20 protein-coding genes, 1 tRNA gene and 2 pseudogenes are annotated in these 25,969 nt (G+C 44.5%); 10 read left to right on the top strand and 13 right to left on the bottom strand.

All coding sequences use genetic code 11. The annotated features are described in order from the left end of the window. The 3 genes and pseudogenes from V5G28_RS36425 to V5G28_RS36415 form a co-directional block, all read left to right on the top strand. A pseudogene (locus tag V5G28_RS36425) lies at nt 1–622 on the top strand (hypothetical protein); the annotation flags it as partial. Nucleotides 623–643: 21 nt separating this feature from the next. After that, nucleotides 644–1,201 (top strand): GNAT family N-acetyltransferase, encoded by a 558-nt coding sequence (locus tag V5G28_RS36420; protein ID WP_332993444.1) that lies wholly within the window; start codon nt 644–646, stop codon nt 1,199–1,201. A 595-nt stretch (nt 1,202–1,796) separates the two neighbouring features. Beyond that, nucleotides 1,797–2,288: a hypothetical protein gene (locus V5G28_RS36415; protein ID WP_332993443.1), complete on the top strand. Its 492-nt coding sequence runs from the start codon at nt 1,797–1,799 to the stop codon at nt 2,286–2,288. Here the strand turns inward: V5G28_RS36415 and V5G28_RS36410 are convergent. From V5G28_RS36410 to V5G28_RS36385, 6 genes are all read right to left on the bottom strand, one after another. Next, nucleotides 2,264–4,030: a DnaJ domain-containing protein gene (locus V5G28_RS36410; protein WP_332993441.1), complete on the bottom strand. Its 1,767-nt coding sequence runs from the start codon at nt 4,028–4,030 to the stop codon at nt 2,264–2,266. The genes V5G28_RS36415 and V5G28_RS36410 overlap by 25 nt on opposite strands. Nucleotides 4,031–4,083: 53 nt before the next feature. Beyond that, nucleotides 4,084–4,407 carry a hypothetical protein gene (locus tag V5G28_RS36405; protein ID WP_332993438.1) on the bottom strand — a complete coding sequence of 108 codons (324 nt, stop codon included), beginning with the start codon at nt 4,405–4,407 and terminating at the stop codon, nt 4,084–4,086. An 80-nt stretch (nt 4,408–4,487) separates the two neighbouring features. Then, the gene (locus V5G28_RS36400; RefSeq protein WP_332993436.1) at nt 4,488–4,967 is read right to left on the bottom strand and encodes a hypothetical protein; all 480 of its coding nucleotides are present in this window, start codon (nt 4,965–4,967) and stop codon (nt 4,488–4,490) included. Between the two features lie 2 nt (nt 4,968–4,969). Continuing rightward, nucleotides 4,970–5,347 (bottom strand): HNH endonuclease, encoded by a 378-nt coding sequence (locus V5G28_RS36395; protein WP_332993435.1) that lies wholly within the window; start codon nt 5,345–5,347, stop codon nt 4,970–4,972. Further along, on the bottom strand, nt 5,347–5,748 hold the full coding sequence (locus V5G28_RS36390; RefSeq protein WP_332993432.1) for a hypothetical protein: 402 nt from the start codon (nt 5,746–5,748) through the stop codon (nt 5,347–5,349). Before V5G28_RS36390 ends, V5G28_RS36395 begins: the two co-directional genes overlap by 1 nt. Before the next feature lie 168 nt (nt 5,749–5,916). Beyond that, on the bottom strand, nt 5,917–7,071 hold the full coding sequence (locus tag V5G28_RS36385) for a PspA/IM30 family protein (RefSeq protein ID WP_332993429.1): 1,155 nt from the start codon (nt 7,069–7,071) through the stop codon (nt 5,917–5,919). A 181-nt stretch (nt 7,072–7,252) separates the two neighbouring features. On the opposite strand from V5G28_RS36385, the gene V5G28_RS36380 reads away from it, so the two are divergent. From V5G28_RS36380 to V5G28_RS36370, 3 genes are all read left to right on the top strand, one after another. Next, nucleotides 7,253–8,446, top strand: a complete 1,194-nt coding sequence (locus tag V5G28_RS36380) for a Coenzyme F420 hydrogenase/dehydrogenase, beta subunit C-terminal domain (RefSeq protein WP_332993427.1) — start codon at nt 7,253–7,255, stop codon at nt 8,444–8,446. Nucleotides 8,447–8,904: 458 nt separating this feature from the next. After that, nucleotides 8,905–10,263 carry an alkaline phosphatase PhoX gene (locus V5G28_RS36375; RefSeq protein ID WP_332993424.1) on the top strand — a complete coding sequence of 453 codons (1,359 nt, stop codon included), beginning with the start codon at nt 8,905–8,907 and terminating at the stop codon, nt 10,261–10,263. A 376-nt stretch (nt 10,264–10,639) separates the two neighbouring features. Then, nucleotides 10,640–12,301, top strand: a complete 1,662-nt coding sequence (locus tag V5G28_RS36370; protein WP_332993422.1) for a TAXI family TRAP transporter solute-binding subunit — start codon at nt 10,640–10,642, stop codon at nt 12,299–12,301. Between the two features lie 101 nt (nt 12,302–12,402). On the opposite strand, the gene V5G28_RS36365 is transcribed toward V5G28_RS36370, so the two are convergent. Continuing rightward, nucleotides 12,403–13,632 (bottom strand): methionine gamma-lyase family protein, encoded by a 1,230-nt coding sequence (locus tag V5G28_RS36365; RefSeq protein WP_332993421.1) that lies wholly within the window; start codon nt 13,630–13,632, stop codon nt 12,403–12,405. Between the two features lie 84 nt (nt 13,633–13,716). On the opposite strand from V5G28_RS36365, the gene V5G28_RS36360 reads away from it, so the two are divergent. The 3 genes from V5G28_RS36360 (at nt 13,717) to V5G28_RS36350 (ending at nt 17,446) form a co-directional block, all read left to right on the top strand. Further along, nucleotides 13,717–14,532, top strand: a complete 816-nt coding sequence (locus V5G28_RS36360; protein WP_332993419.1) for an acyl-CoA desaturase — start codon at nt 13,717–13,719, stop codon at nt 14,530–14,532. 261 nt (nt 14,533–14,793) lie between these two features. Beyond that, nucleotides 14,794–15,846 carry a fatty acid desaturase gene (locus tag V5G28_RS36355; RefSeq protein ID WP_332993417.1) on the top strand — a complete coding sequence of 351 codons (1,053 nt, stop codon included), beginning with the start codon at nt 14,794–14,796 and terminating at the stop codon, nt 15,844–15,846. Between the two features lie 517 nt (nt 15,847–16,363). After that, complete coding sequence (locus V5G28_RS36350; RefSeq protein WP_332993415.1) at nt 16,364–17,446, top strand: fatty acid desaturase; 1,083 nt, start codon at nt 16,364–16,366, stop codon at nt 17,444–17,446. 173 nt (nt 17,447–17,619) lie between these two features. On the opposite strand, the gene V5G28_RS36345 is transcribed toward V5G28_RS36350, so the two are convergent. From V5G28_RS36345 to psbZ, 5 genes are all read right to left on the bottom strand, one after another. Further along, nucleotides 17,620–18,888, bottom strand: coding sequence for a glutamate-5-semialdehyde dehydrogenase (locus V5G28_RS36345; RefSeq protein ID WP_332993450.1), 1,269 nt, complete (start codon nt 18,886–18,888; stop codon nt 17,620–17,622). A 2-nt stretch (nt 18,889–18,890) separates the two neighbouring features. Then, nucleotides 18,891–19,298, bottom strand: a complete 408-nt coding sequence (locus tag V5G28_RS36340; RefSeq protein ID WP_073627718.1) for a hypothetical protein — start codon at nt 19,296–19,298, stop codon at nt 18,891–18,893. A 433-nt stretch (nt 19,299–19,731) separates the two neighbouring features. Then, nucleotides 19,732–19,803: transfer RNA gene (locus V5G28_RS36335), tRNA-Gly, on the bottom strand. Between the two features lie 463 nt (nt 19,804–20,266). Next, nucleotides 20,267–20,827: a 6,7-dimethyl-8-ribityllumazine synthase gene (ribH, locus tag V5G28_RS36330; RefSeq protein ID WP_041034410.1), complete on the bottom strand. Its 561-nt coding sequence runs from the start codon at nt 20,825–20,827 to the stop codon at nt 20,267–20,269. A gap of 203 nt (nt 20,828–21,030) precedes the next feature. Beyond that, nucleotides 21,031–21,219, bottom strand: a complete 189-nt coding sequence (psbZ, locus tag V5G28_RS36325) for a photosystem II reaction center protein PsbZ (protein ID WP_041035580.1) — start codon at nt 21,217–21,219, stop codon at nt 21,031–21,033. Between the two features lie 292 nt (nt 21,220–21,511). Between psbZ and V5G28_RS36320 the strand changes: the two are divergent. Beyond that, nucleotides 21,512–24,273 (top strand): annotated as a pseudogene (locus tag V5G28_RS36320) (CBS domain-containing protein). A 22-nt stretch (nt 24,274–24,295) separates the two neighbouring features. On the opposite strand, the gene V5G28_RS36315 reads toward V5G28_RS36320, so the two are convergent. Then, nucleotides 24,296–25,363, bottom strand: a complete 1,068-nt coding sequence (locus V5G28_RS36315) for an FG-GAP repeat domain-containing protein (protein ID WP_332993410.1) — start codon at nt 25,361–25,363, stop codon at nt 24,296–24,298. Between the last annotated feature and the right edge of the window lie 606 nt (nt 25,364–25,969).

Below are 25,969 nucleotides of genomic sequence, written 5' to 3'. Positions count from 1 at the left end.
GGTATTTCAAGAGCAGCACTTAGTATCCAAGGACTGGCGTGCCCTTGGTTTTATGACGACGCAGTTAAACTTCAGCAATAAGTTAATTCTTAAAAAGCTGACACCTCCTGAGAAAGTACTGCTGACTCCGTACTTAAAATTTGTTGAAGAGCAAATTGCTATGCCTTGGCATCGAGTTTGCGCTGCTGCTGCCAAGCATGAGTTAGGTTCGCCAATGTTAACGCTTGTACAGCAAATGTTACCTGTCTGCGGGGACGTTGCTAAAACCGTTTACCGCCGACTTGCGGAATTATTGCCCAATCATCGTAGCCGTAGAGGAGGCTTGAGCGATCCGGAGGTTACATATTCATGTCTTCGTGACTTGAATATGTTCCAAGCTTATATATGGCTGTGTTTGTTAGAGCAGAGTATGGCTCCATTAAAGAACGAACTACTTCCTTTATGTCAGATGGTTATACAGGGTGTGCAAATTCCGTGGGAAATGACAGAAAAATGGTGTCAAGTGTTGGCGGATGAGATGATGAGCCGTGTCAACCCAGAACAGCAGGATCTGTTGCTGCCTTACATTGAAGGAATGCAGCAGATATTCTTTGAGGAACGTAGCGCGGCAATACAATATTGATATTCTGATAAAAATCAACCGATGCTTGTTGATGTCACAACCTGGTATCTAGAAATGTTAGACCCTAGGCAGTTGCGCCCTGCCTTTTCTAACAATTCCAAACTACTTATAACACGGGCTGAAGTTCCCTCTCCTGAATTCAGTCGATTTCTCTATAGCAGTGTAGGTAGTGAGTGGTACTGGATAGACCGCTTAGACTGGACTTACAGCCGATGGCTAGAATACCTAGAGAGCCCCGAGCTACAAACTTGGGTTGCTTATGTCTCAGGTACACCAGCAGGCTACATTGAACTAGAACCACAGTTGGACAATAACGTCAAGATAGCTTACTTCGGTATCTTACGGCAGTTTTGGGGGCAGCGGATTGGGGGACACCTGCTAAGTTTTGGAGTCAAGCAAGCGTGGGGAATGGGGGCACAGCGAGTGTGGGTACATACCTGTAGCTTGGATGGATCGTATGCACTGGCTAATTATCAGGCACGGGGTTTTCAAATTTATAAGCAGGAGAGCCACACCAAAGAGTTGCCAGACGAGCCAATTGGTCCTTGGGTGGGAGCGTATTGCACACAGCTACCGTAAATTTTGATAAGCAATTGAGTCTCCTGAATCGCGCTTATTGTCGCCTAAAACTTGATAAGCTCGCATTTACTGTGGAAATCCTCTCTCTAGATAGAAGCTAGTACATGACGGCGGAAATAAAGCTACCCTTCGGGTTCAGCAGTCGCCTGCGGAGGGAAACCCTCCCGCAGCGCTGCTTCACCATTACAATCCAACAAAAGAGTTACGGTATAAGTCTTTTGACTTATTACCTTCGCTTTTGACTTCCGCCCTGCGGTACTAGCCACTCGTCTAAGGCGATTGAACCTCCTGGTGCAGCTCGTTCCGACTTCGATATCTTTGTTGACTATGCGCCAATACGGTTCAGTTAGTGGTGTTTAGTTTTGTTAAGATCCCCCAACCCCCTTAAAAAGCAATACGGTTCAGTTAAGGATTTTTGTGAGATTGGCTGATGTGTAGAGACGCGCCATGGCGCGTCTTTACATTGCCATCCTGGTAACAGTTTTGGTCTTATCTGAACTGTATTGCCTTAAAAAGGGGGCTTAGTTCCCTCCTTTTTAAGGAGGGCTAGGGAGGATCAATCCTTAACTGAACTGTATTGGACTATGCGCGACGCATGGATTTTCGAGATAAAGATGGTGCGCCCCTAATTAAATGGCAGACACCAGAGCAGGCATTTGAGGCGTGGAAAGAGTGTTCCCGTGGTCGTCCCTGCGATTATAGTGGACTCAGCTATGCCAAACTCACAGGTAAATCAGGCATTCAAATTCCCTGCAATGCTGAGAATCCAGAAGGCACCTCGCGTCTTTACACCAATGGCGTGTTCAACACCAGCGCCCACTACTGTCAGAACTACGGTCACAACGTCCAGACAGGTCAAATGATTTCGCCTCTTGAGTACCGTAGTAAAGACCCCAAGGGCAAGGCGTTATATCATGTCCGCCTAATTAGTTATGATTCCCACGTTAACTGCACCCCACCCCTTAATCCCCTCCCCCTTCGGGTTCGCCAGTCGCCTACGGCGGGAAACCCGCCTGCAGCGCTGGACTCACCACGAGCGGGGAGGGGACGTAAAGCGCAGCTTTACGGGGGTGGAGTTCTTAGGTAATGATTGTTAACTTTTTGGCGATACTCTTTATAAGCCCGATTAATTGCTTGCATTATGGCTTTTGCACTGGCTGAACTGTTGATATCAGGGTGATACTGCCTTGCTAATCTCAGGTAAGCACCTTTTACATCCTTTAAAGAAGCAGCCTGATCTACGCCCAAGACTTCCCACCATTCCTCAGATAGCATACACTCAGGTATGAGTTGATCACTACCAAGCATTTGACGCCAAATCTTGATGGTGCCGCCTTTATCCCCGCTCACGAGTGTTTTTCCATCAGAACTGAAGGCAATGGGACTGCATCCAGAAAGGGTTTGTAGCAGTTTCCCAGTCTGTAAATCCCAAAGATTGATGATGCCGTCTGTGCTGCTACTGGCAAGGGTTTGTTTATCGGGGTTGATGGCAACAGACACAACCGCTGCTGAATGTCCAGTGAGAGTATGCAGCAATTCGCCAGTGTGAAGATCCCACAGTTTGATTGTGGTGTCTGTACTACCACTGATTACAGTTTGACCGTCTGGACTGATGACAATTGTATTAACTGCTTTCAAATGTCCATTAAGAATACGGGGCTGTCCCCAATTTTTTAAATCCCAAAGTCTGACAGTTTTATCAGCACTACCACTGGCAAGGATTTTGCCATTGGGACTGAAAGCAACAGACAAAACTGCGTCTGAATGTCCATTTAAGGTACGTTTTACTTCTCCGGTGTAACGTCCCCAAAGTCTAATAGTCTTATCACCACTACCACTTGCAAGAATTGTCCCATCCGGGCTAAAGGCAATTGAGTAAACAAAGCCAGTATGACTGTAGGGATTTAAATAAAAGAATGTACGGTTAAATTTTTTTGTATCCAGATGCCAACTGCTGATTTTGCGAGCGACACCGCCACTGGCAAGTATTCTACCATCAGGGCTAATAGCAACAGATAAAATCGCCTCTTCTTGCCCAGCAAAGGTGTACAACCATTTTCCAGTTTTCAAGTTCCATAGACGAGCTGTTCTGTCATTGCTTCCACTTGCCAAAGTTTGATTATCGGGGCTGATGGCGATCGCATTTACTGCGGCTGTGTGTCCGTAAAGAGTCTGCACGCATCTCCAAGCTTCGGGTGATGTTGGTTGGGCAGATACGACTTCTGCTTCAATATTAGGAGCAGAGGTTTGAGTTTTTGTCTTGAATTCAGCCTTGAGCGCCTGTAACTCATCCTCAACTTCCAAAGCTGCAAATTTTTGGTTAAGGTCTTCACCAGATAAAAATGCCTCTAACTCCATCACAGCTTCGTAATAGGCATCCATCTGCAAGACTTTTTCTTCCATCCGGTCAAAAACCTGTGCTGGAGTTTCCACACTTCCAGACTCGTCTAGTAGCTTGGCAATACCATAAGCTGCGAGTCCAATCATACCACCAATTGCTGCCATAGGTACTGTGCCAATACCAACAGCTAAACCTATCTTGGGTGCAACTAACCCCATACCACCAACGACGCTAGAAACACCAGCACCGCCTATTGCGCCAATTCCCATTGCACCGAAAGCAACAGCATCTCCCTCTGCTATTGCCTTAAAAGCGCCATAAGCAGCTGCACCAACTACACCGCCAGCAGCAACTACAGGAGCTGTCCCAATTCCAACGCCTCCAAATCCTCCCGCTAATCCCATCCCGCCTACTGTTGCGGAAACACCAGCGCCCGCTAGGCTTCCTCCTGCAATAAATGCTGTGCCTGTTGTGGAATTTTGTCCCACTTGTTGTCGTCCTTATGTAATTTAAGTTACCTAACCTACTTGCACCCCATCAGTCACAAAGGGGGTAGTAGACCCGGATTGGGTATTACTGCCTGGATAGCTGCTTGCTTAGCTGCATAAAAAGCTACTTCAGCGCATTTGTCAATAAAATCAAATTCAGGCTTAGAAGCATGAAAAGGTTTAATACCAAGTACTTCTACTTTGTATTTTTGTTCAAGTTTCAGACCTTCTGGTATGCAGGTGAAACCTATCTCTGAAGCATCGACATTCTTGATCCAAAATTCGTTGCAAAAAATTGCAGGTCTGTCATATAAAGCTACTTTTAATTTGCCAGATTCGCTGCTGATATAGAATTTTATCTCGTGTACGTAAGCCATGTTTTCGCTTATCCAATTTGTTGTATTACTAGGTTTACAGTCTTAAAAAATCTTTAATTTGACTAGTTTTTTAACTTTTATTAAATTTCTTCCATATTGGTAATAGAGAATAAACCAGAATTTGTATTTCTTTCTATAAGCATAGATATTCGACTCTTAGTCCCAAATAATTGGGATGCTAAATTAATTCCTAAAATGTGAATGTTCAGGGTAGGTCTAAGTACGAGATAAACTTGATCTTCACGTCTTATTTCTGGTGCTTTACATATTTCAATTTCTAGAGATGGGTATACAACCGATGGCATTTTTTGAAAAACTTCCTGAAACCAGGACAGTAGCTGTTTTTTATTCTGGTTTACAAAAGACTTACTATAATAATTATCAGATATTAAGTTCTGAATTCTTTGTACATCTTTCGAGTCAATGGATTTTTTGAAATCCCTAAAAAATAGCAAAATGTCTCCTTGTAAACCATAAGGATTCCATCTGGTTTCATGTGGTTCACGAAATAAAGAAATTCCTGCTTGAAAAATATCAAATAACATAATAATTCCACTCATCCTTATTTTTTCAAAAAACGCGCTCCCTTACCCCGATTGCAATCTATACACAGTGTTTGCAAGTTGCTAATGTCGTTACTGCCACCTTTAGAGAATGGCACTATGTGGTCAACTTCTAGCTCGATTTGCCGCACGCTGATGCCACAAAAAACGCATTTGTAACCGTCTCTGTGTAAAACTGAAACACGAACTGATTTGCGAATGTGGCGGGAGCGTTTACTACTATCTTGCTTTGCTTTAAATTGGGATTTGGTCGCAGCAGGTTTTTTAGTCTTTGGTTTTTTTGGTGTATCAGCTTTTAGACTATTAGCCTGATGAATCAAATCCCGAATGACACCACGCACCAGTTTTTGCAGTGGGTTGGGAGGCTGTTTTGTCATTACTTGTTAAAGAGCCTGTTCAACCCATAAGCCGCTAGTCCAACAACTGCACCAGCAGCTACAACCGGAGCCGCGCCAATAGCCACAGCAGTACCTCCTAGTGCTAAACCCATACCACCAACTACAGCCGCAACCCCTGCACCTGCTGCTGCTCCGCCTGCCACTGCACCTATAGCTGTCGCGTCTCCCTCTTCTATTGCCTTCTTAGCTCCGTAAGCGGCTGTACCCACAACCGCACCAGCAGCAGCAACCGGAGCCATCCCAATTGCCACGCCCCCGAAACCTCCAACTAATCCCATGCCGCCAACAACTGCGGATACACCCGCACCCGCTACGGTTCCTCCAGTGAGTAATGCTGCACCTTCTACTTTATCTTTCAGTTCTTCGTCTTGTAGTGTCACTATTTTTTCTTTTAATTTCAGAAATATTACATATACATTAAACGAGGGAACTGTTGCTGCTCAGTAAGAATAAATGAAATTTTCCTTAGTTCTCTTAAAGCTTGTTTAAAGGTATACGATACGCTCTTCGATAGGTTTTTAAAACGTTTTGGATCAGGAGTGTATAAGTTACATTTCATCCAATTGTTTTCGCAGCGCTTCCAACTCTTGATCAACGACTTGCTCAGATGTGGAGCTAGATGGTTGCTCACAAGGTTGTGCTTGTTTTGGCGATGTGAGAAGTCCCAGTGCCATTTGCTCTTTCAAAGCTGCCAATTCATCATCAATGTCGCCACTAGATTCCAAAGCGGCGAATTGGCTTTCTAAATTGGCACTAGCCAATTCTGCTACCGATTGAGTGTGGGCTTCTTGCAGCAAGACTTTTTCTTCCATTCTCTCGAAGGCAGCGATCGCACTGCTACTACCTAGCCGCCCAACAGTGCTTTGCAGTCGCGCTTCGGCTTTGGCGGCAGCTATCCGCGCCTTGAGCATTACTTTTTTCGCCTTTGCTTCAGAAACCTTAGTTTCAAAGGCGAATAGCTTACTCTGGAGGCTATCCACTAGAGCGGTTTGCTCATCCAAGTTAACTTTGAGGGTATTAACATTCTCAGCAAAAATTTTCTTTTGCTCCAGCGCTTGCCGTGCTAGATTATCATCGCCCTTTTGCACAGCCAACAAAGCCCGGCGTTGCCACTTGTTCTCTTCAGCTTGGGCTTGTTCGTAGTGTTGCAGAGTGCGTTTTTTAGCCGCTATCACTGGGACTACAGCCTGACGAAACTTGAGCAAGTCTTCCTGCATATCCTCAACAGCCAAGTCTAGCAGCTTTTCTGGGTCAGTTCCTTCTTGAAGCAGCCGATTCAAAGCAGCTATACCAAGCCCAGCGACAGAGCCAGCAGCTGCCATAGAAGCCATGCCAACACCAAAAGCTGTTCCGCCTACGGCTACTCCTACACCGCCAATGGCAGCAGAAACACTAGCCCCTGCGGCTGCTCCAATTGCTGCTGCGCCAGCAGACGAAGCATCCCCCTCTACTACTGCTCTGATAGCCTCATACAAACCAAGACCAGTTAAGGCACCAGCAGCAGTCAAGGGAACAGCACCAACGCTAAAACCAGTACCTTTTGCCAGTATTCCTATTTTGCCAATAGAAGCACCAGCTATGCCTCCTATCGCCGCAAACGCTGTAGCAGTAGCATCTTTATATTTATCTGTGTCAATTTCACGATTAATATGGTTTAGTTCAGCCTTAACCATTTGGCTAATGCGGTGAAACAGTTGTTCCATAGCTCTATATTTCCTTTAGCCTGTCAAGCTTTTAAACAGCAATTTGTACCACCGCTAGTTTAGGCTAGTGAACTGTTACAGCTTCCTAAGAATCAATGAACACTTGCTTAATACTTCTAAAGTTTGTGTAAAGTAAAGCTTTGGAATATCTTATGTTCTTAGTTAATAAATCGCCCTTAATATGACCTCCCTGTCTCCTCACCAAAAAGCCAAAGCCCTGAAACCCAATAGCCGTCGCCCTGCAAAAGAACTCTGTAGCGAGTGCGGGCTTTGCGATACATACTATATTCACTATGTCAAGGAAGCCTGCGCTTTTATTAATCAGCAGATAGGTGAATTGGAAGAACAAACCCACACGCGATCGCGCGATTTAGACAACCCTGATGAGGTATACTTTGGTGTTCATCAAGACATGATGGCGGCGCAGAAAAAGCAGCCAATTCCCGGTGCCCAATGGACTGGTATTGTGAGTACCATTGCCATCGAAATGCTGAATCGCGGCATTGTTGAGGGTGTCGTCTGTGTGCAAAATACCAAAGAAGACCGCTTTCAACCCATGCCAGTCATCGCTCGTACTGCAGAAGAAATACTGGCAGCTAAAGTAAACAAACCAACTCTTTCGCCTAACCTTTCGGTGTTGGAACAGGTGGAAAAATCCGGGCTAAAGCGGTTGTTGGTGATTGGTGTTGGTTGTCAAATTCAGGCATTACGAGCTGTTGAAAAACAACTTGGCTTAGAAAAGCTGTATGTTTTGGGTACCCCGTGTGTAGATAATGTTAACCGCGCTGGGCTGCAAAAATTCCTAGAAACAACCAGCAAATCGCCTGATACAGTCGTGCATTACGAATTCATGCAAGACTTTCGGGTTCACTTCAAACACGAGGATGGATCAATCGAAACGGTGCCTTTCTTTGGATTAAAGACTAACCAACTTAAAGATGTGTTTGCCCCCTCCTGCATGAGTTGCTTTGACTACGTCAATTCTCTGGCAGATTTGGTTGTTGGTTATATGGGCGCACCTTTTGGCTGGCAGTGGATTGTGGTTAGAAATGAACAAGGCAAGGAAATGTTGGACTTGGTGAATGACCAAATAGAAACTCAGCCAGTCATGTCGAAGGGCGATCGCAAAGCAGCAGTCCAACAAAGTATACCCGCCTACGACAAAGGTGTGACTCTTCCCATGTGGGCAGCAAAATTGATGGGTGTGGTTATCGAAAAAATTGGTCCTAAAGGTTTGGAGTACGCTCGTTTTTCAATAGATTCTCACTTCACCCGCAATTATCTTTATGTAAAGCGCAATCACCCAGAGAAATTAGAAGCGCACGTTCCAGAGTTTGCCAAGCGCATTGTTGGACAGTATAAATTGCCAGAATAATAGTTATAATTATTCTCATTTAAAGACAATACGTATTTGGTTTAAGTAGGGTGGGCAATGCTCACCCTACTTTATTAAAGTGCCTCAAAAAGCTATCACTATATATGCAATTTTTAACATTTTACTTTCACGCTCTATAAACCGCACGCACACTCTTCGCAGTTATTTCAATTAAAGAAATATAAATTGATATTTATATTTTAAAAATACCTCTTAAAGCATAATTAACACTGTGATTAACTAAGCTTAACTTTGTAAGTATATTCTCTTCATGGATTAGTTAAGTGCGTCGGTGTGGAAATAGAAAATTTTTGTGCAAAAACTTGAGAAATATGTACTTGGTGGAAACCATATTAAACAGTCTGCTTAGGCATGGAAACGCTACAGATATTTCTTAATTTTGGTCTAGGTATTGCACAAAATCTACTTATCTTTAGATACAAATAAATCAGGAGACTATGGCTTTTTCACGAAGACGTTTTTTTGCTCTTGCAGGCACGACTGCTGCAACTCTTGTTGTTGGAGATGCTTTGAAGGGTCTTTATGCGAGAGCGCAAGGGACAGCGATAACAACTGATGCCTATGGTCCTCTCATCCCCGACCCCAATGGCTTGTTAGACTTACCACGCGGATTTCAATATCGAGCATTTTCGCGCACAGGCGATTTCATGAGTGATGGCAATTCTGTGCCTGGTGGTCATGATGGGATGGCAGCTTTCGCTGGACCAAATCGCTCTGTTATCTTAGTTCGCAACCACGAACTTAGCCCAAACTCCACAACAGAAGTTATCGGCAATAGGTACGACGAGTTTTGTAAGGGTGGCACAACGACATTAATCGTTGGTCCAGATCGCAAACTCATTAGAGATTATGCTTCGCTAGCAGGAACCTATCGTAACTGCGCTGGTGGTCCAACTCCCTGGGGATCATGGATTAGTTGTGAAGAAAACACCTCTACTCCAGAGACGACTCCTGAGACGATAGAACAGCCAGCAAATTCTGGTATCTTCGTACCTAATCCGAACAAAGTTTCTAAGCGCCACGGTTATAATTTTGAAGTTCCTGCACTTCGTAGACCCAAAAACGGTACTGTTGACCCTGTACCTTTAGTAGAAATGGGTCGGTTCAACCACGAAGCTGTTGCCATAGACCCCAGAACAGGAATTGTCTATGAGACAGAAGACCAGGGAGATAGTCTCTTCTATCGCTTCATCCCCAATCAACCAGGTAACTTACAGGCAGGTGGTATCCTTGAGGCTCTAAAAATTAAGGATATGCCTAAAGTAAATACCAAAACCAATTTCCCTGTACGTAAATCATTCGAGGCTGAGTGGGTTCGTATTGAAGATTACGATCCTGATAAAGACACCGTACGCAAAGAAGGTTTTGAGAAAGGAGCCGCACAATTTGCTCGTGGCGAAGGAATATGGTACGGCAACGGAGAGTTTTACTTCTGTGCTACAAGTGGCGGCGCTAACAGTGGTGGTCAGGTTTGGCGTTACATTCCTGGCAGAAATGCTCAAGAAGGTGGCACTATTGAACTCTTTGTCGAGCCAAACGATAAAAGCATATTAGATATGCCCGATAACATAGTCGTGGCTCCTTTTGGGGATCTGATCCTTTGTGAAGATGGTGATGACGATCAATTTGTTGTCGGGGTGACTCCTAAAGGGGAACTCTACAAATTTGCTCGTAACGCGATTAACGACAGAGAGTTTGCTGGTGCTTGCTTCTCTCCAGATGGTCAGACGTTGTTTGTGAATATCCAAACCCCTGGAATCACTTTTGCTATCTGGGGACCTTGGAACAAAGCTTAAGGGACTTCCAAATTAAAAAATATCCAACTTTTCTTGTAGGATGGGCTTCTAGCCCGTCCTATAAACTCGGCGGGCATCCTTGCCCGCCCCACAAATTGGATAATGAATCCCTAATGTTTCGCGCAAAGAGGTAAACAATTCCTTTGCATCTAGTGCGTCTTTGCGCAAAATTATCTTATGCTGGTACCGCTTCTACCATAGGCAACATACAGTGTTTTGCTAAAAGTTTGGTAAAAATTCTGGAATGCTGTCATTACGATTTGTATCCATAACTGTTTTTATCTGGCTAAAATACAACGCTACCCAATGGAACATTGGACTGTTGGGGGAGACTCGTTGTGTATTAATCTCTGCCAAAGATTAAAATTTAACAGTTATGGCAGCATTGAAAGCTTCTCCTCAAGTCAATTTCCCAAGCTTTTTTGGCAATCTTGATCCTATATCTAAATTCATCTTTATCTGCTTAGGGTTTGCCAGCGTAAGCTTAGTTGCGATAACCACTTGGAGGGTTGTTGGTTATTTGACAGCACCTCACCTGACTCTTGCAGCAGGGGACCCGGAAGGAGAAAGCTATATTATCAGCGAAGCGATTCAAAAGGTTGTTGAACGCAGGTCGAATATTAACATTACAGTCATACCTACTGGCGGTACAGCAGACAGCCTAAAAAAATTGGAAGAAGGTAGTGTAGAGTTAGCAGCAGCTCAAGCAGACGTTGCTTCTGAGCAAATGGATGTATCAGCTCATAACGAGGAATCATCAAAGCCAAAAGGATCACACGCCTCAGTCAGAACCGTAGCTGTCTTGTATAAAGATTTGTTCCAGTTAGTTGTGAGAGACCCTAATATTAAGCAATTCTCTCAACTCAGGGGTAAGACAGTTGCTTTACCTATTAAGGGCGGGCAATATAAGTCTTTTGAAAAAGTAGCACGGCATTACGGTTTACTTAAAGAAGACAAAAACACACTAGATATTAAAGTTACAGGTTTAAATCAAAGTCAAGACTACGACGATAAGCAAGCGGAAGAAGATTTTAAATTTCAAAGAGCAGATGCTTTGTTTCGTGTCCGCGCTATAGGTAACCAAGGTATTTCTACACTTGTTAAAGAGTACGGTGGAAGATTGGTGCCTATTCAACAGGCGAAAGCAATGAAAATTCAACATCCTGCTTTTGAAAGCACTGAAATTCCTCAAGGAGCATACAAAGGCAATCTCGCCGTACCTGACGAAGACTTACCAACAGTCGCAGTTTCAAGAATTTTAGTAGCAAGAGATACAGTAGATAAAAGTATTATCCAAGAAATAACTCGCGTCATATTTGAGCATCGTCAAGAAATAGCCAATGCCATTTCTCAAAAGCATTCTGAGGTTAAACCTTTGATTGCTAGTATCGACCGTCCAAGCGATACAGGTGGTAGTATCCCTCCGATTCATCCAGGTGCAGTTGCTTTTTATGAACGAGATCAACCCTCTTTTGTGCAAGAAAATGCCGACTTTTTAGCTTTAATTTTAACAGTTATCCTACTAGCATTTTCCTGGATTCGGCAACTGAAGCTTTGGATGGAAAGTAGTAGAAAGAATGAGGCTGATGAATATATTGCTAGAGCTATTAATTTAATGAATGCCAGTCAAGGCAATCTTGAAGATAGGCAAAAGCAACTCGATGATGTTTTTAGAAAAGCCGCCGATTCTCTCATTTATGAGAAAATTTCCCAGGAGTCATTCCGAACTTTTAACGAAGCTTACAAAACGACTCGGGAAGCGATTGAGCGTGAAGGACAACTTGCTCAGCAACAAATAGAACACAAGCAAAGAGAAGTTTCTGCAACCTATATCAAGGCTGTTGTTGAACTGCTGCGTGATAGCAAACAAAGTAAGGATTTACTTCAACAAAAAATAGATAAAATTCTTAAAGAAGTCGCCGAAAAACTGATTTTAGAAGAAATTTCTCAAGAATCCTTCCGAACTTTTATTGAAGCTTACAAAACCACAAGAGATGCTATTGAACGCCAACCCCCGTTTGGGGGAATTCAAAATTAAAAATTCAAAAAACATACAAAAAACATAATTATAATTTTGAATTCTGTTCGCGTAGCGTGCCCGTAGGGCATATCTTGAATGCGTCAATTGGAGCAAAGCGACTAGGCAGGTCCCACAGCTTCTATTGCTGCTTGCAAGGCGATCGCTACATGAGTCCAATGGGTTCCACCTTGGCAATAAACAACGTAAGGTTCGCGCAAGGGACCATCTGCGGAAAATTCCGAGGTGCTCCCCTCAATAAATGTCCCGCCAGCCATAACTACCTTACTTTCATAACCTGGCATTTCATCTGGAATGGGATCGAGGTACGAACCGATGGGTGAATGCTGTTGAATTGCCCGACAAAAGGCAATGAGTTTTTGAGCAGAACCCAGTTTAATTGCTTGAATGACATCCCGACGTGGAAGCAACGGTGCTGGATTGACTGGATAACCCAGTTTGTCAAATACATAACCAGTAAGGTGAGTCCCCTTCATCGCTTCTCCTACCATTTGCGGCGCCAGAAACAGCCCTTGGAACAGCAGGCGGTTTTGGTCAAAAGTCGCACCGCCATAACTACCAATTCCTGGCGCGGTGAGGCGACAAGCTGCGGCTTCTACCAAGTCAGCGCGACCGGCGACATAACCACCAGCAGTGACAATCGTACCACCAGGGTTTTTAATCAAGGATCCAGCGATTAAATCAGCACCAACGTGAGTGGGTTCCTGGGTTTCAATGAATTCGCCATAGCAGTTATCGACAAAGCAGATAGTGTTGGGGTTTTGCTGTTTGACTAAGTGGATAATTTTTTCAATTTCCGCTATAGATAGGCTAGGACGCCAAAAATAGCCACAGGAACGCTGAATGAGTACTAAACGAGTTTTTTCCTCCACCGCATGGCTTAAAGCTTGCCAATTTATGGTTCCTTCTGGAGTAAGATCTAATTGTCGGTAATGAATGTCAAACTCATTTAGTGAGCCTTGATTTTGACCTCGTAATCCAATAACTTCTTCAAGGGTATCGTACGGTGCGCCTACCACCGCTAGCATTTCATCACCAGGACGGAGAACACCAAATAAAGCACAAGCGATCGCGTGGGTTCCGGAAACAAACTGCACTCGTACAGCAGCCGCCTCAGCGCCCACCACCTCCGCAAAAAGTTTATCTAAAGTTTCTCGCCCTAAGTCGTCGTGTCCGTATCCTGTAACACCTGTAAAATGGTGTGCGCCGACTCTTTGATGGCGAAAGGCATTTAATACTCGTTGAACATTTTGCTTGACCTGAGCGTCAATTCCAGAAAAAATCTGTAACAGTGCCTGTTCTGCTTCATGCATCTGCTCCAAGCTGTCCATTAGTTCCTCTTTCACAAAAACTTAAGATTTGCGGATTTTTAAATCGCGCAGATGAGTCTGAACAATTCCTATTCAGGTTACTGCATGACAATTGCTACATCAACCAAACCCCAATTTAATTGGTTTCACATCGCATTTTTCGTTCCTTTACACATCGGCGCTTTGTTGGCTTTGTTTCCGGCGTTCTTTAGCTGGAAAGCAGTCGGCGTATGTTTGTTGCTTTACTGGATAACTGGTGGTTTGGGTATTACCCTAGGTTTTCACCGCCTTGTCACCCACCGCAGTTTTCAAACTCCCAAGTGGCTAGAGTATTTTCTCGTTTTTTGCGGGACACTCGCCTGCCAAGGAGGACCAATCGATTGGATAGGAATGCACCGGATACACCATTTGCATTCTGATCAAGAGTTAGATCCCCATGATTCTAACCAGGGCTTTTGGTGGAGTCACATGGGTTGGATGCTTCATCATTCACCTGCTTTCGCGGAAGTTCCTCGCTTTACTAAAGACATTGCCGACGACCCAGTTTATCAGTTTTTGCAGAAAAATATGGTTTTCATCCAGGTCGCCCTGGGTGTAGTACTGTTGTTGCTAGGTGGCTGGTCTTTTGTAGTATGGGGGATTTTTGTTCGCTTGATATTTGTTTGGCATTGCACCTGGTTTGTCAACAGTGCTACTCATAAATTCGGTTATCGGACTTATGAATCAGGCGATCGCTCCACAAACTGCTGGTGGGTGGCATTACTCACGTATGGTGAAGGGTGGCACAATAATCACCATGCATTTCAGTACTCAGCTCGTCATGGGTTAAAATGGTGGGAATTCGACCTCACTTGGATGACTATTCAATTGCTACAAGTACTTGGGCTGGCTACGAATGTGAAGCTTGCCCCAGAAAAGTAGTAAGCGGTCAGTAGTTAGCAATCCTTATCTTATCCAATTTTCGATCTAAACGCCCGGAGGGCAGCTTCCCAAAGGGTATTTTGAATTGCTTACTCTCCCCCGCAGCTTCTGGACTACTGCTTAAGCATTAGCGGGGGTTTATTGCGGGTGCGCTGGGGTGCATTAGATTGCTATAATCCAAAACGCGAATGTTACAAAACTTTGCGACAGCCACTTAGTTTAGTGATTTGGTAGTGAGGTTTGTTGTCTTTTCAGGTATTCATGACTACATCAACAATCAACAGCCAGAAGTCAGGTTATGACTTTGGCAACTCGGACTTTAAGCTAAAAGATATTATCAAAAGCCTGCCAAAAGAATGTTTTGAGCAGGATCGCCGCAAAGCTTGGACAAAAGTGGTACTCAGTGTCTTGATGGTTGGGTTGGGCTACTTCAGTCTCACCATTGCTCCTTGGTTTCTCCTACCCTTGGCATGGATTTTTACTGGCACTGCTTTGACCGGTTTTTTTGTCATCGGGCATGATTGTGCTCATCGTTCATTTGCCAAGCGTCGCTGGGTAAATGATTTAGTGGGGCATTTGATGATGATGCCGTTGGTTTATCCGTTCCACAGTTGGCGCATTCAGCACAATTATCACCACACTCACACTAATAAGCTGCATGAGGACAACGCTTGGCACCCAATCACCATAGAACTTTTTGAAAATTGTGGAAAAATCCCGCAGTGGGGCTTCGAGCTATTTCTGCGCTATAAATTGTGGTGGATAGGCTCAATCGTTCATTGTGGAATTTTGCACTTTGATTGGTCTAGGTTCCGAGAAAAAGACCAATCCAGCGTGAAGTTTTCTGTAGCTGTGGTTGTTCTATTTGCCGCGATCGCTTTCCCAATTCTCATCGCCACAACGGGGATTTGGGGATTTGTGAAATTTTGGCTACTTCCGTGGCTGGTTTACCATTTTTGGATGAGTACCTTTACGTTGGTTCACCATACTGCTCCAGACGTTCCTTTTCTGGCAGAATCCAAGTGGAACCAGGCTCTAGCCCAGCTATATGGTACGGTTCATTGCGACTACCCCCGTTGGGTAGAAATCTTTTGCCACGATATCAATGTCCACGTTCCCCATCACATTTCCACTGCCATTCCTTCTTATAATTTGCGGATGGCTTATGGCAGTATAAAAGAAAATTGGGGAGCGTATCTGCATGATGAATGTCGGTTTTCTTGGTCTTTAATCAAGCGAATTACAGATCAGTGTCACCTGTACACAACCGATAGTAGCTATCAGTCTTTTAAAGACTATTACGCAGGGCGATAAATACTGCTTCCTTAAAGCTTTACCATGAGGGCAACTTATGCTCATCAAGTCACTAGTACTGCAGGCGCGGAATTCAGGCATTCTAAATTCAGGCATTCAAAAAGCTTACATCACAAGGTTTTTGCTGATGAGTGAATGGTTCAGCAGCGCTCTTGGTAGGGTTTACCGACAGCAGGCGACTGCTGTAAGCGCAAGCGCACACTACGTGAACGCATGATTGCGTGCGCTTTGCGCATACCCGAAGGGTAGCTTTATTTCCGTGTCCTGTGTACTAGAGCGCGTTTTTTCTCGTGTCTGTGGATTAGGGATTGGGGACTCTTGCAGACTGTTCCGGAGTTCCAAGTCCCGAGTTCCGAGTCCCGAGTCACCGTTAACAAAAAATGTGCAATTTGGACGCCCAACAACTTAAGGAAATTGCCAGATACTAGCCTTCTGCAAAGATTTAGGCATTGCAGAGGTTACATTACCTTGCCTAAAAAACTTTAACACCCGTTTCATATTCCAATCACAGAATCAAGTGCAATCAAATACAATCAAATCAAACAATCCTCATGGTTTTGAATCATTTGAGGATAAAACCAAGCTGCCCTTCACTCTTCAAGATTTAAAAGCTGCAATTCCACCTGAATGCTTTCAGCCCAAAGTGGGGAAATCACTGTTCTATTTTTTTCGTGACATCCTGATTATCGCTCTGCTTTATGCAGTTGCTCATTACCTAGATTCTTGGTTTTTCTGGCCAATTTTCTGGGTCACGCAAGGAACGATGTTTTGGGCTTTATTTGTCGTCGGACATGACTGCGGACACCAATCTTTTTCTAAGAAGAAATGGCTTAATGATTTGATTGGACATCTTTCCCACACACCGATACTTGTTCCTTACCACGGTTGGCGAATTAGCCATAGAACCCACCACAAAAATACTGGTAGCCTCGATAATGATGAAAGCTGGTATCCAGCAACTGAGTCAGAGTACAAAGGCGTGAATTGGGTGCATAATATAGGTCGAAATTACTTGTTTTTATTGGCTTATCCCGTGTATTTGTTTACGGGTTCTCCTAATAAACGAGGCTCTCACTTTTTACCTAGCAGCCGACTTTTCAAACCCTCTGAAAAATGGGATGTTATCACCAGCACGACACTCTGGACTTTAATGGTAGCTTTCCTGGGTTTCCTTACCTATCAATGGGGTTGGATGTGGTTGTTGAAATACTACGTTGGACCCTATCTTGTATTTGTCATTTGGCTAGACTTGGTCACGTTTTTGCATCATACTGAAGCCGATATTCCCTGGTATCGTGGGGAAGATTGGACTTTCTTGAAAGGTGCTATTTCTAGCATTGACCGCGATTACGGTTTTATCAATCACATCCATCATGATATCGGTACTCATGTAGCTCACCATATATTTCTGAACATCCCTCACTACAATTTGAAGAAGGCAACTGAGGCGATTAAACCGATTATGGGTGAGTATTTCCGCAAATCTGATGAACCAATTTTGACGTCATTATGGCGTTCGTCCAATAACTGTCATTTTGTACCAGATACCGGAGGCAAGGTTTACTACACATCCCACAAGAAATTAGCAAAAGACGAATAGGAACCGGAACCTAAAATGTAGAGACGTAGCATGTGAGTCCAGCGCTGCGGGAGGGTTTCCCGCCGCAGGCGACTGGCGTAAGCGCAAAGCGCACGCCAGGCGAACGCGTAGCGTGCCGAAGGCATATCCGGAGGGCTACGTCTCTACACATGGCGCATCACAACTCCTAACTTTTAAAACCGCCCATTTCCCTGGACAATATGCTTGACAGTCGTCAGGCTTTCTAGGCTAATCAATCCGCGTCTATGACCTTTTTGATTAGACATTCCTAGAAATACTGACTCTCCTCGTGACGGGTTGCGGGAAAAACGTGGGGAAGCGTTGATGTAGCTAGAGGCGCTGTTCACTCCTAAGGCAAACTGCCGACTTTCCTGGTAAGATTCGGTGACAATGCAGTCGGCATGACCACTGCTATACCGATTAATCCAGGAAATGGCAGCCTCTAGACTATCTACCAATTTAAAAGCGACTGTCTTGGTTAAATAAGCGCTTTGCCACTCTCCATCCTTAGCAAGCTGTAACTGAGGAAAGGCTTCTAGGAGTTCGGCATCTCCCTTTATTTCAAAGCCTTTTTCCTTTAAGCTATTCCACAATGTCGTTAAGGATGATGGCAAGGCTTGTCGGTGGATCAAGACTTTTTCTATTGCGTTCACCGGATCTGGTTCGCTTTGATGGCTATCTATAATCAGCCACCGCACCATTTCTAAACTGCCATTTGGCGACCAGTAAAGGTAACAGTTGCCTATAGCTGATTTGAGAACTGGGGAAGTGGAGTGACGCACTACCTGCTGTATCAAGCTTGAACGTCCGTAGGGAATGACTAAATTCAAGCATTGGTCTTGTGTCACTATGTCCCGAATCGAAGTTCCATGTTCTTCTGTTATCAGCTGTAAACAACCTGCTGGTAAACCCACTTCAGTCACCGCACTCAGAAGTGCGTTAGCGATCGCCGCGTTAGAATGACTGGCTTCAGTACTCCCTTTAAGGATGAGACTGTTGCCGGTTTTGATGCACAACCCTGCTGCGATCGCTCCCAACTCTGGAAACGCCTCATAAATAAACGCAATCACACCCAAAGGCATTAACTGCGTATAAGTCTGAGAGTCATCTAGTTGATAGTCACCGTGTCTGACTCGGCGCAGTGGATCTGATAATTCCCCCAGCCGTTGCAAAATGTCTACTGCCATCTCCAGCCGTTTTGGAGTCAACTTCAGCCAATCCAGAATTAAATCTGGCACGGCCATTTCCCGACTTGCTTCTAGATCCAAGGTATTTGCTTCTAGAATGTCGTCAAATGACCGTGTTATCGCCTGTGCCATTGCCAACACGGCGCGACTTCTGTCTGCTCCTTTTGTGGTTCCCAACTTGAGCGCAGCGTGATGAGCGCGTTTTGCGCTGGCAATTGGTTCTGGGTTTACATCAAAAGCATCGACTGTCCGCATCGTTATCGTCGGTAGGTAAGCCAGACCATGAGTGCTGGCAGAATTGCCAACAGCACAGCTACCATTGCCCAAGCAATAATGCTATATCCATTTGCCAATCGTAGTGCCAATGGTAACCATATAATCACTAGCACGAAAATAATGCCAAGCGCTACGGGCAAATAGCTTTCTCCTAACCGAGGATGGACAACTTGCCAAATACTCCCTGTCCAGCGCCAAGCTCGCTTGTAGGGATAGGTGGTAGAAAGCTGCTCCAGTACATGACCATTATCTTCCACCACGAAGATTTGCTGACAGCGATCGCAACCAAATGCTTCTGTCAGTGTAATCGGAATTAACCGCCCCCGACGACGACAGGGACACGGGTATTCGCTATTGAAGTCAATTTTGTCTGCTTTTTGAGGTTGCACAAGCGAACTTTTAACTTGAGCGTGTTTGTCCTAAGTTAGTGAGGATAGCATCCTTTCATCTATGTCTTTCGGGCTGGCTACCCTCCCATGACCTTTCTTTATAACATTAGTCAGTTTGGGTTGCTCATTGCCTTTGGACATATTTTTTCTAAATTGAGTGGCAAAACAAATTTGGCACTCAAAGGTTTTGAAATTATTGTGTCATTTTAAGTTTGAAGTCTGTACTCTCAAATCAAAAAACTTTTGATTTTTAGCCTTTCTACTTCATTCTTTAGTTTCGTCACCCTGAATTAACTGTAGTGCATCTTACAAAAAACTCGTTAGCTACACTTAAATATTATTATGAATGATGAATTCTCATTTTTGTAATTTCGTGCGCCTAATAACGTCACTTCTTTACAAAATATTTCATCACTTTTTTTTATCCTTTACAAGCGGGTAACGCGATTCGAACGCGCGACATTCACCTTGGCAAGGTGACGCTCTACCACTGAGCTATACCCGCAATACTCAACGTATATTTAATATGTCAGATAATTCATGGTTTGTCAACACCTTTTTTTGTTATTTGCCGTGAGTCCTTTGTCATGAGTTATCGGACAAAGGACTCATGACCTGCATAACTAGTCAGAAGTCAGGAGCCAGAACTCGCTTTAAGAATTCTATGCACCTGAAGGATGACCAAAAAAGGAGTTAAGAGAAAAAATGAACATCACTGTTGCTTTTTCCCCAAGCTGAATTCTGAATTCTGGCTTCTGACTTCTTCAACTGGTGAGGTCACTGTCCTCCCCACCATACGTACACGCGTTGGTGGCAGAGGAATGCCGAAGACCGAGTGTTGGATACTGGGGACGGTTGTTGGGGGGAAATGCTCCAAAATATGTCTAGGTCTTTATTGCCCCGGACATAATTTTTCGCGCTTTGTACCCAATCCCTAATCCCCAAACTCCAGTCCCTTTTACAAATAACTATTCTGCTGGCAATTCTCCTATGCTGGCACTTTTGAGGGATGCTGGCGAAAGAGAATTTCCAGAAAAGGGTTCTTGGAGGTTAGAACGCAATTGTCGCATGAGGCTAGCCATTTCCAAAGCACTCATGGCGTACTCCCAGCCAAGATTGCTTTTAATGCCTGCTCGTTCTAAAGCTTGCTGCATAGTATCTGTTGTCAAAATGCCGAAAATCACAGGTACACCTGTTTGAAAAGCAGCAGCAGCAACACCCTTGGCGACCTCAGAAGAGACATAATCAAAATGAGGCGTTTGCCCTCGGATAACAGCTCCCAGACAAATGACTGCATCATAACGACCAGAAAGCGCTACTTGGCGAGCCACAACTGGAACTTCAAAACTGCCTGGAACCCAAACATAGTCTACTTGAGAGCCGTGAGGATTGACATCAACACCGTGGCGTTTCAAGCAATCTTGGCACCCTTCCAGCAGCTTGGTGGTGACGAGGTCATTGAATCGACCAATAACCACTGCAAACCGCAAAGGTTCTGTCTGAGTAAAAGTTCCCTCGAAAACTGCCATAACTGCCTCTAAATCATCTATACTTCTTGCCAATATACATTTGTTCTCGAAAAAATATAGAAGCAGGAGAATCAACAGACACGAAAGCTTAGGAAAACGCGGCGACGTAGACAGGGAAAAAATCCCTAAGCCTGCGTGTCGCCGCGTCTTTGGTGTTCGTGAGTTTTTATGGTATTTGCCAGGGCTATCAAACAAGTAGTCGTTTAGACTACGAAAAAGCTTAATGCACCGACTAAAAACACTAAACCAATCCAAGCTCCTGAGCCAATCCACAGCAGCCTTTTAGATTCATTCCAGTTTTGCGGAGTGGCATAGGCAACAGGGACGCCAACCACTAGGACAAAAGACAGCGCAACTAGAGCTAATAAAGCAACTTGAAATACAATTGTCATCTTCCCTTCTCCCAAAACAGCAAACTAGTTACTAAAGATAGAATATTGTACAGGTCAACACTGACAGTTTTTCCTTATTTGTTAAGCTAGCAGAAAATTGGCACACTTTATTGACGTTCTCCCCAGCAATCGAATCGCGGGGAGTATTTATCACTCCTAGGGGAAGCAGGGGATTGTTCATCCTTGAACGAAGTGAGCTACACAAATTGCTTTGTGGGAGACGCCATCGCCCCAACTACTGGGAATACGGAGGCACAGCACTAAACTCACCAATGACCAATGATTAATGACTATGGACTTAATTCTGTGCCATACAACAGCTGATTTTGACTCGTTAGGAGCAGCTGTCGGGCTGTCACGCCTGTTACCTGGAAGTAAGATTGTGCTAAGTGGTGGTTCTCATCCACCCGTAAGAGATTTTTTGGCGTTACATCGGGATGAGTATCAGTTGATTGAACGGCGTTCGGTCAATCCCAAGGAAATTCGTTCTTTAATTGTGGTGGATACGCAACAGCGCGATCGCCTAGGTAAAGCAGCCGAATGGTTAGATTTACCCCACATTAAAGAAATTATCATTTATGACCATCACCAAGAACAACTTGGGGATATTCCCGCTACAAAAGTACACATTTCCCCGGTTGGAGCCACGACAACTCTGATCGTCGAGCAATTGCAAAAACAACAAATTTCCCTCACAAGTGCAGAAGCAACCGTCATGGCTTTGGGTATCCATGTGGATACTGGTTCTCTGACATTTGACTATGCTACACCACAAGATGCCTTAGCCTTGGCTTGGTTGATGCAACAAGGGGCAAGTTTGTCAGTTGTGAGTCAGTACGTTGACCCTGGTTTGTCTCCCCAGTTGCAACAGCTCTTAAAGGTAGCGCTGGAAAAACTACAAACTATATGCATTGGGGGATATAAAATTGCTTGGGTGACTCTGAAAACAGATAATTTTGTGCCAGGGTTATCGAGTCTCGCCTCGCAGTTGGTAGAGTTAACAGAAATAGATGCCTTACTGCTTTTGAATGAATATCCTCTCTCCGAAGGTGAATCACGCTTAATCGTGATTGGCAGAGCGCAAATTCAAAGCATCAATCTTAACGAATTATTCCAACCACTTGGTGGCGGTGGACATTCCCAAGCCGCTGCGCTCAACTTGCGAGGCATAAACGCCGAGGAAATATTAAACCAACTGCTTGAGGGAATAAAAGCGGCAATTCCCCACCCGCCTACCGCCAGAGACTTGATGTCTTCTCCTGTGCGCACCATTCGTCCAGAAACCACAATTGCCGAAGCACAGCGCACTTTGTTGCGCTACGGACACTCGGGTTTGTGTGTCGTTGATGCCGAAGGGGAACTAGTAGGTATTATTTCGCGAAGGGATTTAGATATTGCCCTGCATCACGGCTTTAGTCATGCTCCCGTCAAGGGCTACATGACAGTCAATATGAAGACAATTACCCCAGATACCACATTGCCAGAAATCGAGTCGCTAATGGTGACATACGATATCGGACGCCTACCAGTATTAGATCATGAGCAGTTGGTGGGATTTGTCACCCGTACTGATGTTTTGCGGGAATTACATCAAGAAAGTGTAGAGACGCGCCATGGCGCGTCTCTACAGGAGTCTAAACCAGCACTCAGAAATCAGGACTCAAGGCTCAGGACTGAATTACATTCGCGGCTTGCGCCTCAGTTGTGGCAATTGTTGACTAAAGCATCACTAGAGGCAGAAAAACGCGGTTGGCATCTTTACCTTGTCGGGGGAGCAGTACGCGACTTGTTACTTGCTGAAGAAGCCTCAGGCACTTTGCTGATCAAAGATATTGACCTAGTGGTTGATGGCTTTCACAAATCTGCTGATGTGGGTGCAGGTGTAGAATTAGCAAAGGCACTACAGCAAATTTACGCAAGCGCACGTCTAGAAATTCATGGCGCTTTTCAAACTGCGGCTTTGCTGTGGCACAAAGATCCAGAATTAGATTCTTTGTGGGTTGATATTGCGACTGCCAGAACAGAATTTTATCCTTATCCTGCGGCAAATCCTGAAGTTGAGGCGAGTTCGATTCGTCAAGATCTGTATCGCCGAGATTTTACCATCAATGCAATGGCACTGCGGCTGACGCCCCCCGTGCTGGTGAATTACTCGACTTTTTTGGCGGGTTGGTGGATTTACAGGCAAAACAAATTCGAGTGTTACACGCTAACAGTTTTATCGAAGATCCCACCCGCATCTATCGCGGCGTACGCTTTGCAGTGCGACTGGGATTTCAGTTAGAGGCTCAAACAGAAGAGTATATCCGCTATGCAATCAACAGCGGCGTTTACGATCGCACTACCCGAGAAAATAGCAGAACTCCCGCACTGCAAACTCGACTGAAAGCAGAATTGAAGCATATCCTGGAAGCTCCTTATTGGAAGCCTGCTTTGCTATTACTTGCAGACTTAGGGGCGTTACAGTGCATTCATCCGACCCTCAAGCTAGATGAGGAACTTCTACGGCAATTGCGTTTGTTAGAACGCTGTTTGCGGCGGTTTGATTTGCAGCAAACCCTCATCCACTGGCAAATGCGCCTGGAAGCTTTAATAGCCCACTTAGTACCAGAATACCGAGCGCGTGTGGCAAGAAATTTGCAATTGCCAGACGATAGCATTGCTAGGCTAGAAATAATAGCACAAGAGCAAGAAAAAGTCAACAAAATGATCTCGTCCCCCTTTGTAGAAGCACAGAGGGGAGGAGGTATAGCGTTTGAGGAAAAAATTCCTCCCAGTCAGGTGGTGCAGTTGCTGCGGCAATACGATGTGCCAATGCTAATTTTAATTGCCGTGCAAAGCCCACGAGTCATTAGGCGCAAGATTTGGCAATATTTAACTATCTGGCGTAACGTGCAGCCTATTTTAAATGGCAATGATCTACAACAAATTGGCTACAAACCAGGACCGCAGTATCGACAGATGCTTGATGATTTACTTGCTGCTACGTTGGATAGGGTGATTTGCAACAAAACTGAGGCTCTTGAGTTTTTGGTAAAGCATTATCCTCGGTGAAGTCACCACTCACGATTCAATCTTAGACAACGGACCACGGCGCAGGAAGTGTCACCAGAAAAGCTGTTTCGGTGGAACTCGTGCCATTCATCAACCAAACGGCATTCTCACCTGTGTTTTCATTGCGCCAGAACAGGTCGGTTTTGCCATCATTATTGAAGTCGGCAACGCCAGCATCCCAGGAGGCAACAGTTGGTAGAAACTCTCGATTTGTTGAGGTGGTACCATCCATCAACCAAACGGCATTTTGTCCTGTGTCAGAATTGCGCCAGAACAGGTCGGTCTTGCCATCACCATTGAAGTCGCCAATACTGTAATCCCAGGGTTTGGCAACAGTTGGTAGAAAATCTGACTTGGTTAAGGTGGTACCATCCATCAACCAAACGGCATTCTCACCTGTGTCAGAATTGCGCCAGAACAGATCGGTTTTGCCATTCTTATCGAAGTCGGCAATCTCAACATCCCAATCTTTGCCAGCAACGGACGTCAAAGGAGTTGGATTGAAGCCATTGCCATTGTTCAACCAAACAGTATTTTCTCCTGTTAAATCATTGCGCCACAAGATATCAGCCTTGCGATCGCCATTGAAATCAGCAATCCTATAATCCCAGTCTTTGGAAAGACTCTGTACACGGGCTTGAGTGGTTACGTTGGTGCCATCGACCAACCAAACGCTATTCTCACCTGTGTCAGAATTGCGCCAGAACAGATCAGTCTTGCCATCGCCATTCAAATCGGCAATGCTGAAGTTCCATTCTTTGGCAAGAGTTTGCACAGGCGCAGGGGTAGAGTTAGTGCCATCTATTAGCCAAATGGCGTTCTCTCCTGTGTCAGAATTGCGCCAGAACAGATCAGTCTTGCCATCACCGTTGAAATCGCCAATACTGTAATCCCAGTCTCTGGCAAGGCTTGCCACAAAAGCCGTAGAAGTATCGTAGTTTAATGTCGTACCATTCATCAACCAAATAGCGTTCTCTCCTGTGTTTTTATTGCGCCAGAAGAGATCACTCTTCCCATCGTTATTGAAATCGATTATGTTCGCCGCATCTTTGAGAATGGGATTGGGATTAGGGTTGATCGTTGTTGACATACTTTTTGTGTATAACTACTGACCAAAAAAACATGATAAGCATAACCATTTTTATCTGCACAAATTCTTTAGGTATTCTGGGAAACTTCACAAAATCTTTGTCATTTTAAAGCAGCTTTCTGGAATTCTTTGCTGCTATGATGTAGCTAATGTCAGACCTCAACACGCCTCAAATATAGCCGACATGAAGTAGTAGCAAAAAACCGTTGCACAGAAGGCGACGGATTGTGATTGATAAATTATCAAACACATAAAGTATCAAACAAATTATCAAGCACAACTCGGCTGGTTTGCTCATGAGCAACCAATAGTTAGAAGGTTTTCTAACAACTTATCTCAACAAAAAGCCGCGTTCCTTTGTGTTTGCGGCAATGTTTTGCCCGAAATAAATGACCCTTCTCTGGAATCCATTGCTGCTATGATGTAGCTAGTATCAAACCTCAACACGCTTCAAACGAAATAACTGACATGAAGTAGTCGCAAAGAACCGTTGCACAGAAGGCGGCGGATGTGAATTGAAGAAAATCACAAGCAACTAGGCGTTTTGCTTAAAAGCAGCTTAGTACAGCTTTGCATTAATTCGTAGCGTTTTAAAACGCAAGGAGT

Origin of the sequence: Scytonema sp. PRP1 (assembly GCF_036697665.2) — a bacterium.
GTDB lineage: Bacteria > Cyanobacteriota > Cyanobacteriia > Cyanobacteriales > Nostocaceae > Kalymmatonema > Kalymmatonema gypsitolerans.
This window is presented reverse-complemented; position numbering and strand designations above follow the sequence as displayed.

Coding starts and splice junctions, on each gene's coding strand:
- V5G28_RS36370 (WP_332993422.1), top strand. CDS start 10,640: ATGGCAGCATTGAAAGCTTCTCCTCAAGTCAATTTCCCAAGCTTTTTT.
- V5G28_RS36415 (WP_332993443.1), top strand. CDS start 1,797: ATGGATTTTCGAGATAAAGATGGTGCGCCCCTAATTAAATGGCAGACA.
- V5G28_RS36400 (WP_332993436.1), bottom strand. CDS start 4,967: ATGAGTGGAATTATTATGTTATTTGATATTTTTCAAGCAGGAATTTCT.
- V5G28_RS36355 (WP_332993417.1), top strand. CDS start 14,794: ATGACTACATCAACAATCAACAGCCAGAAGTCAGGTTATGACTTTGGC.
- psbZ (WP_041035580.1), bottom strand. CDS start 21,219: ATGACAATTGTATTTCAAGTTGCTTTATTAGCTCTAGTTGCGCTGTCT.
- V5G28_RS36360 (WP_332993419.1), top strand. CDS start 13,717: ATGACAATTGCTACATCAACCAAACCCCAATTTAATTGGTTTCACATC.
- V5G28_RS36380 (WP_332993427.1), top strand. CDS start 7,253: ATGACCTCCCTGTCTCCTCACCAAAAAGCCAAAGCCCTGAAACCCAAT.
- V5G28_RS36405 (WP_332993438.1), bottom strand. CDS start 4,407: ATGGCTTACGTACACGAGATAAAATTCTATATCAGCAGCGAATCTGGC.
- V5G28_RS36375 (WP_332993424.1), top strand. CDS start 8,905: ATGGCTTTTTCACGAAGACGTTTTTTTGCTCTTGCAGGCACGACTGCT.
- V5G28_RS36365 (WP_332993421.1), bottom strand. CDS start 13,632: ATGGACAGCTTGGAGCAGATGCATGAAGCAGAACAGGCACTGTTACAG.
- V5G28_RS36345 (WP_332993450.1), bottom strand. CDS start 18,888: ATGCGGACAGTCGATGCTTTTGATGTAAACCCAGAACCAATTGCCAGC.
- V5G28_RS36395 (WP_332993435.1), bottom strand. CDS start 5,347: ATGACAAAACAGCCTCCCAACCCACTGCAAAAACTGGTGCGTGGTGTC.
- V5G28_RS36385 (WP_332993429.1), bottom strand. CDS start 7,071: ATGGAACAACTGTTTCACCGCATTAGCCAAATGGTTAAGGCTGAACTA.
- V5G28_RS36420 (WP_332993444.1), top strand. CDS start 644: ATGCTTGTTGATGTCACAACCTGGTATCTAGAAATGTTAGACCCTAGG.
- ribH (WP_041034410.1), bottom strand. CDS start 20,827: ATGGCAGTTTTCGAGGGAACTTTTACTCAGACAGAACCTTTGCGGTTT.
- V5G28_RS36315 (WP_332993410.1), bottom strand. CDS start 25,363: ATGTCAACAACGATCAACCCTAATCCCAATCCCATTCTCAAAGATGCG.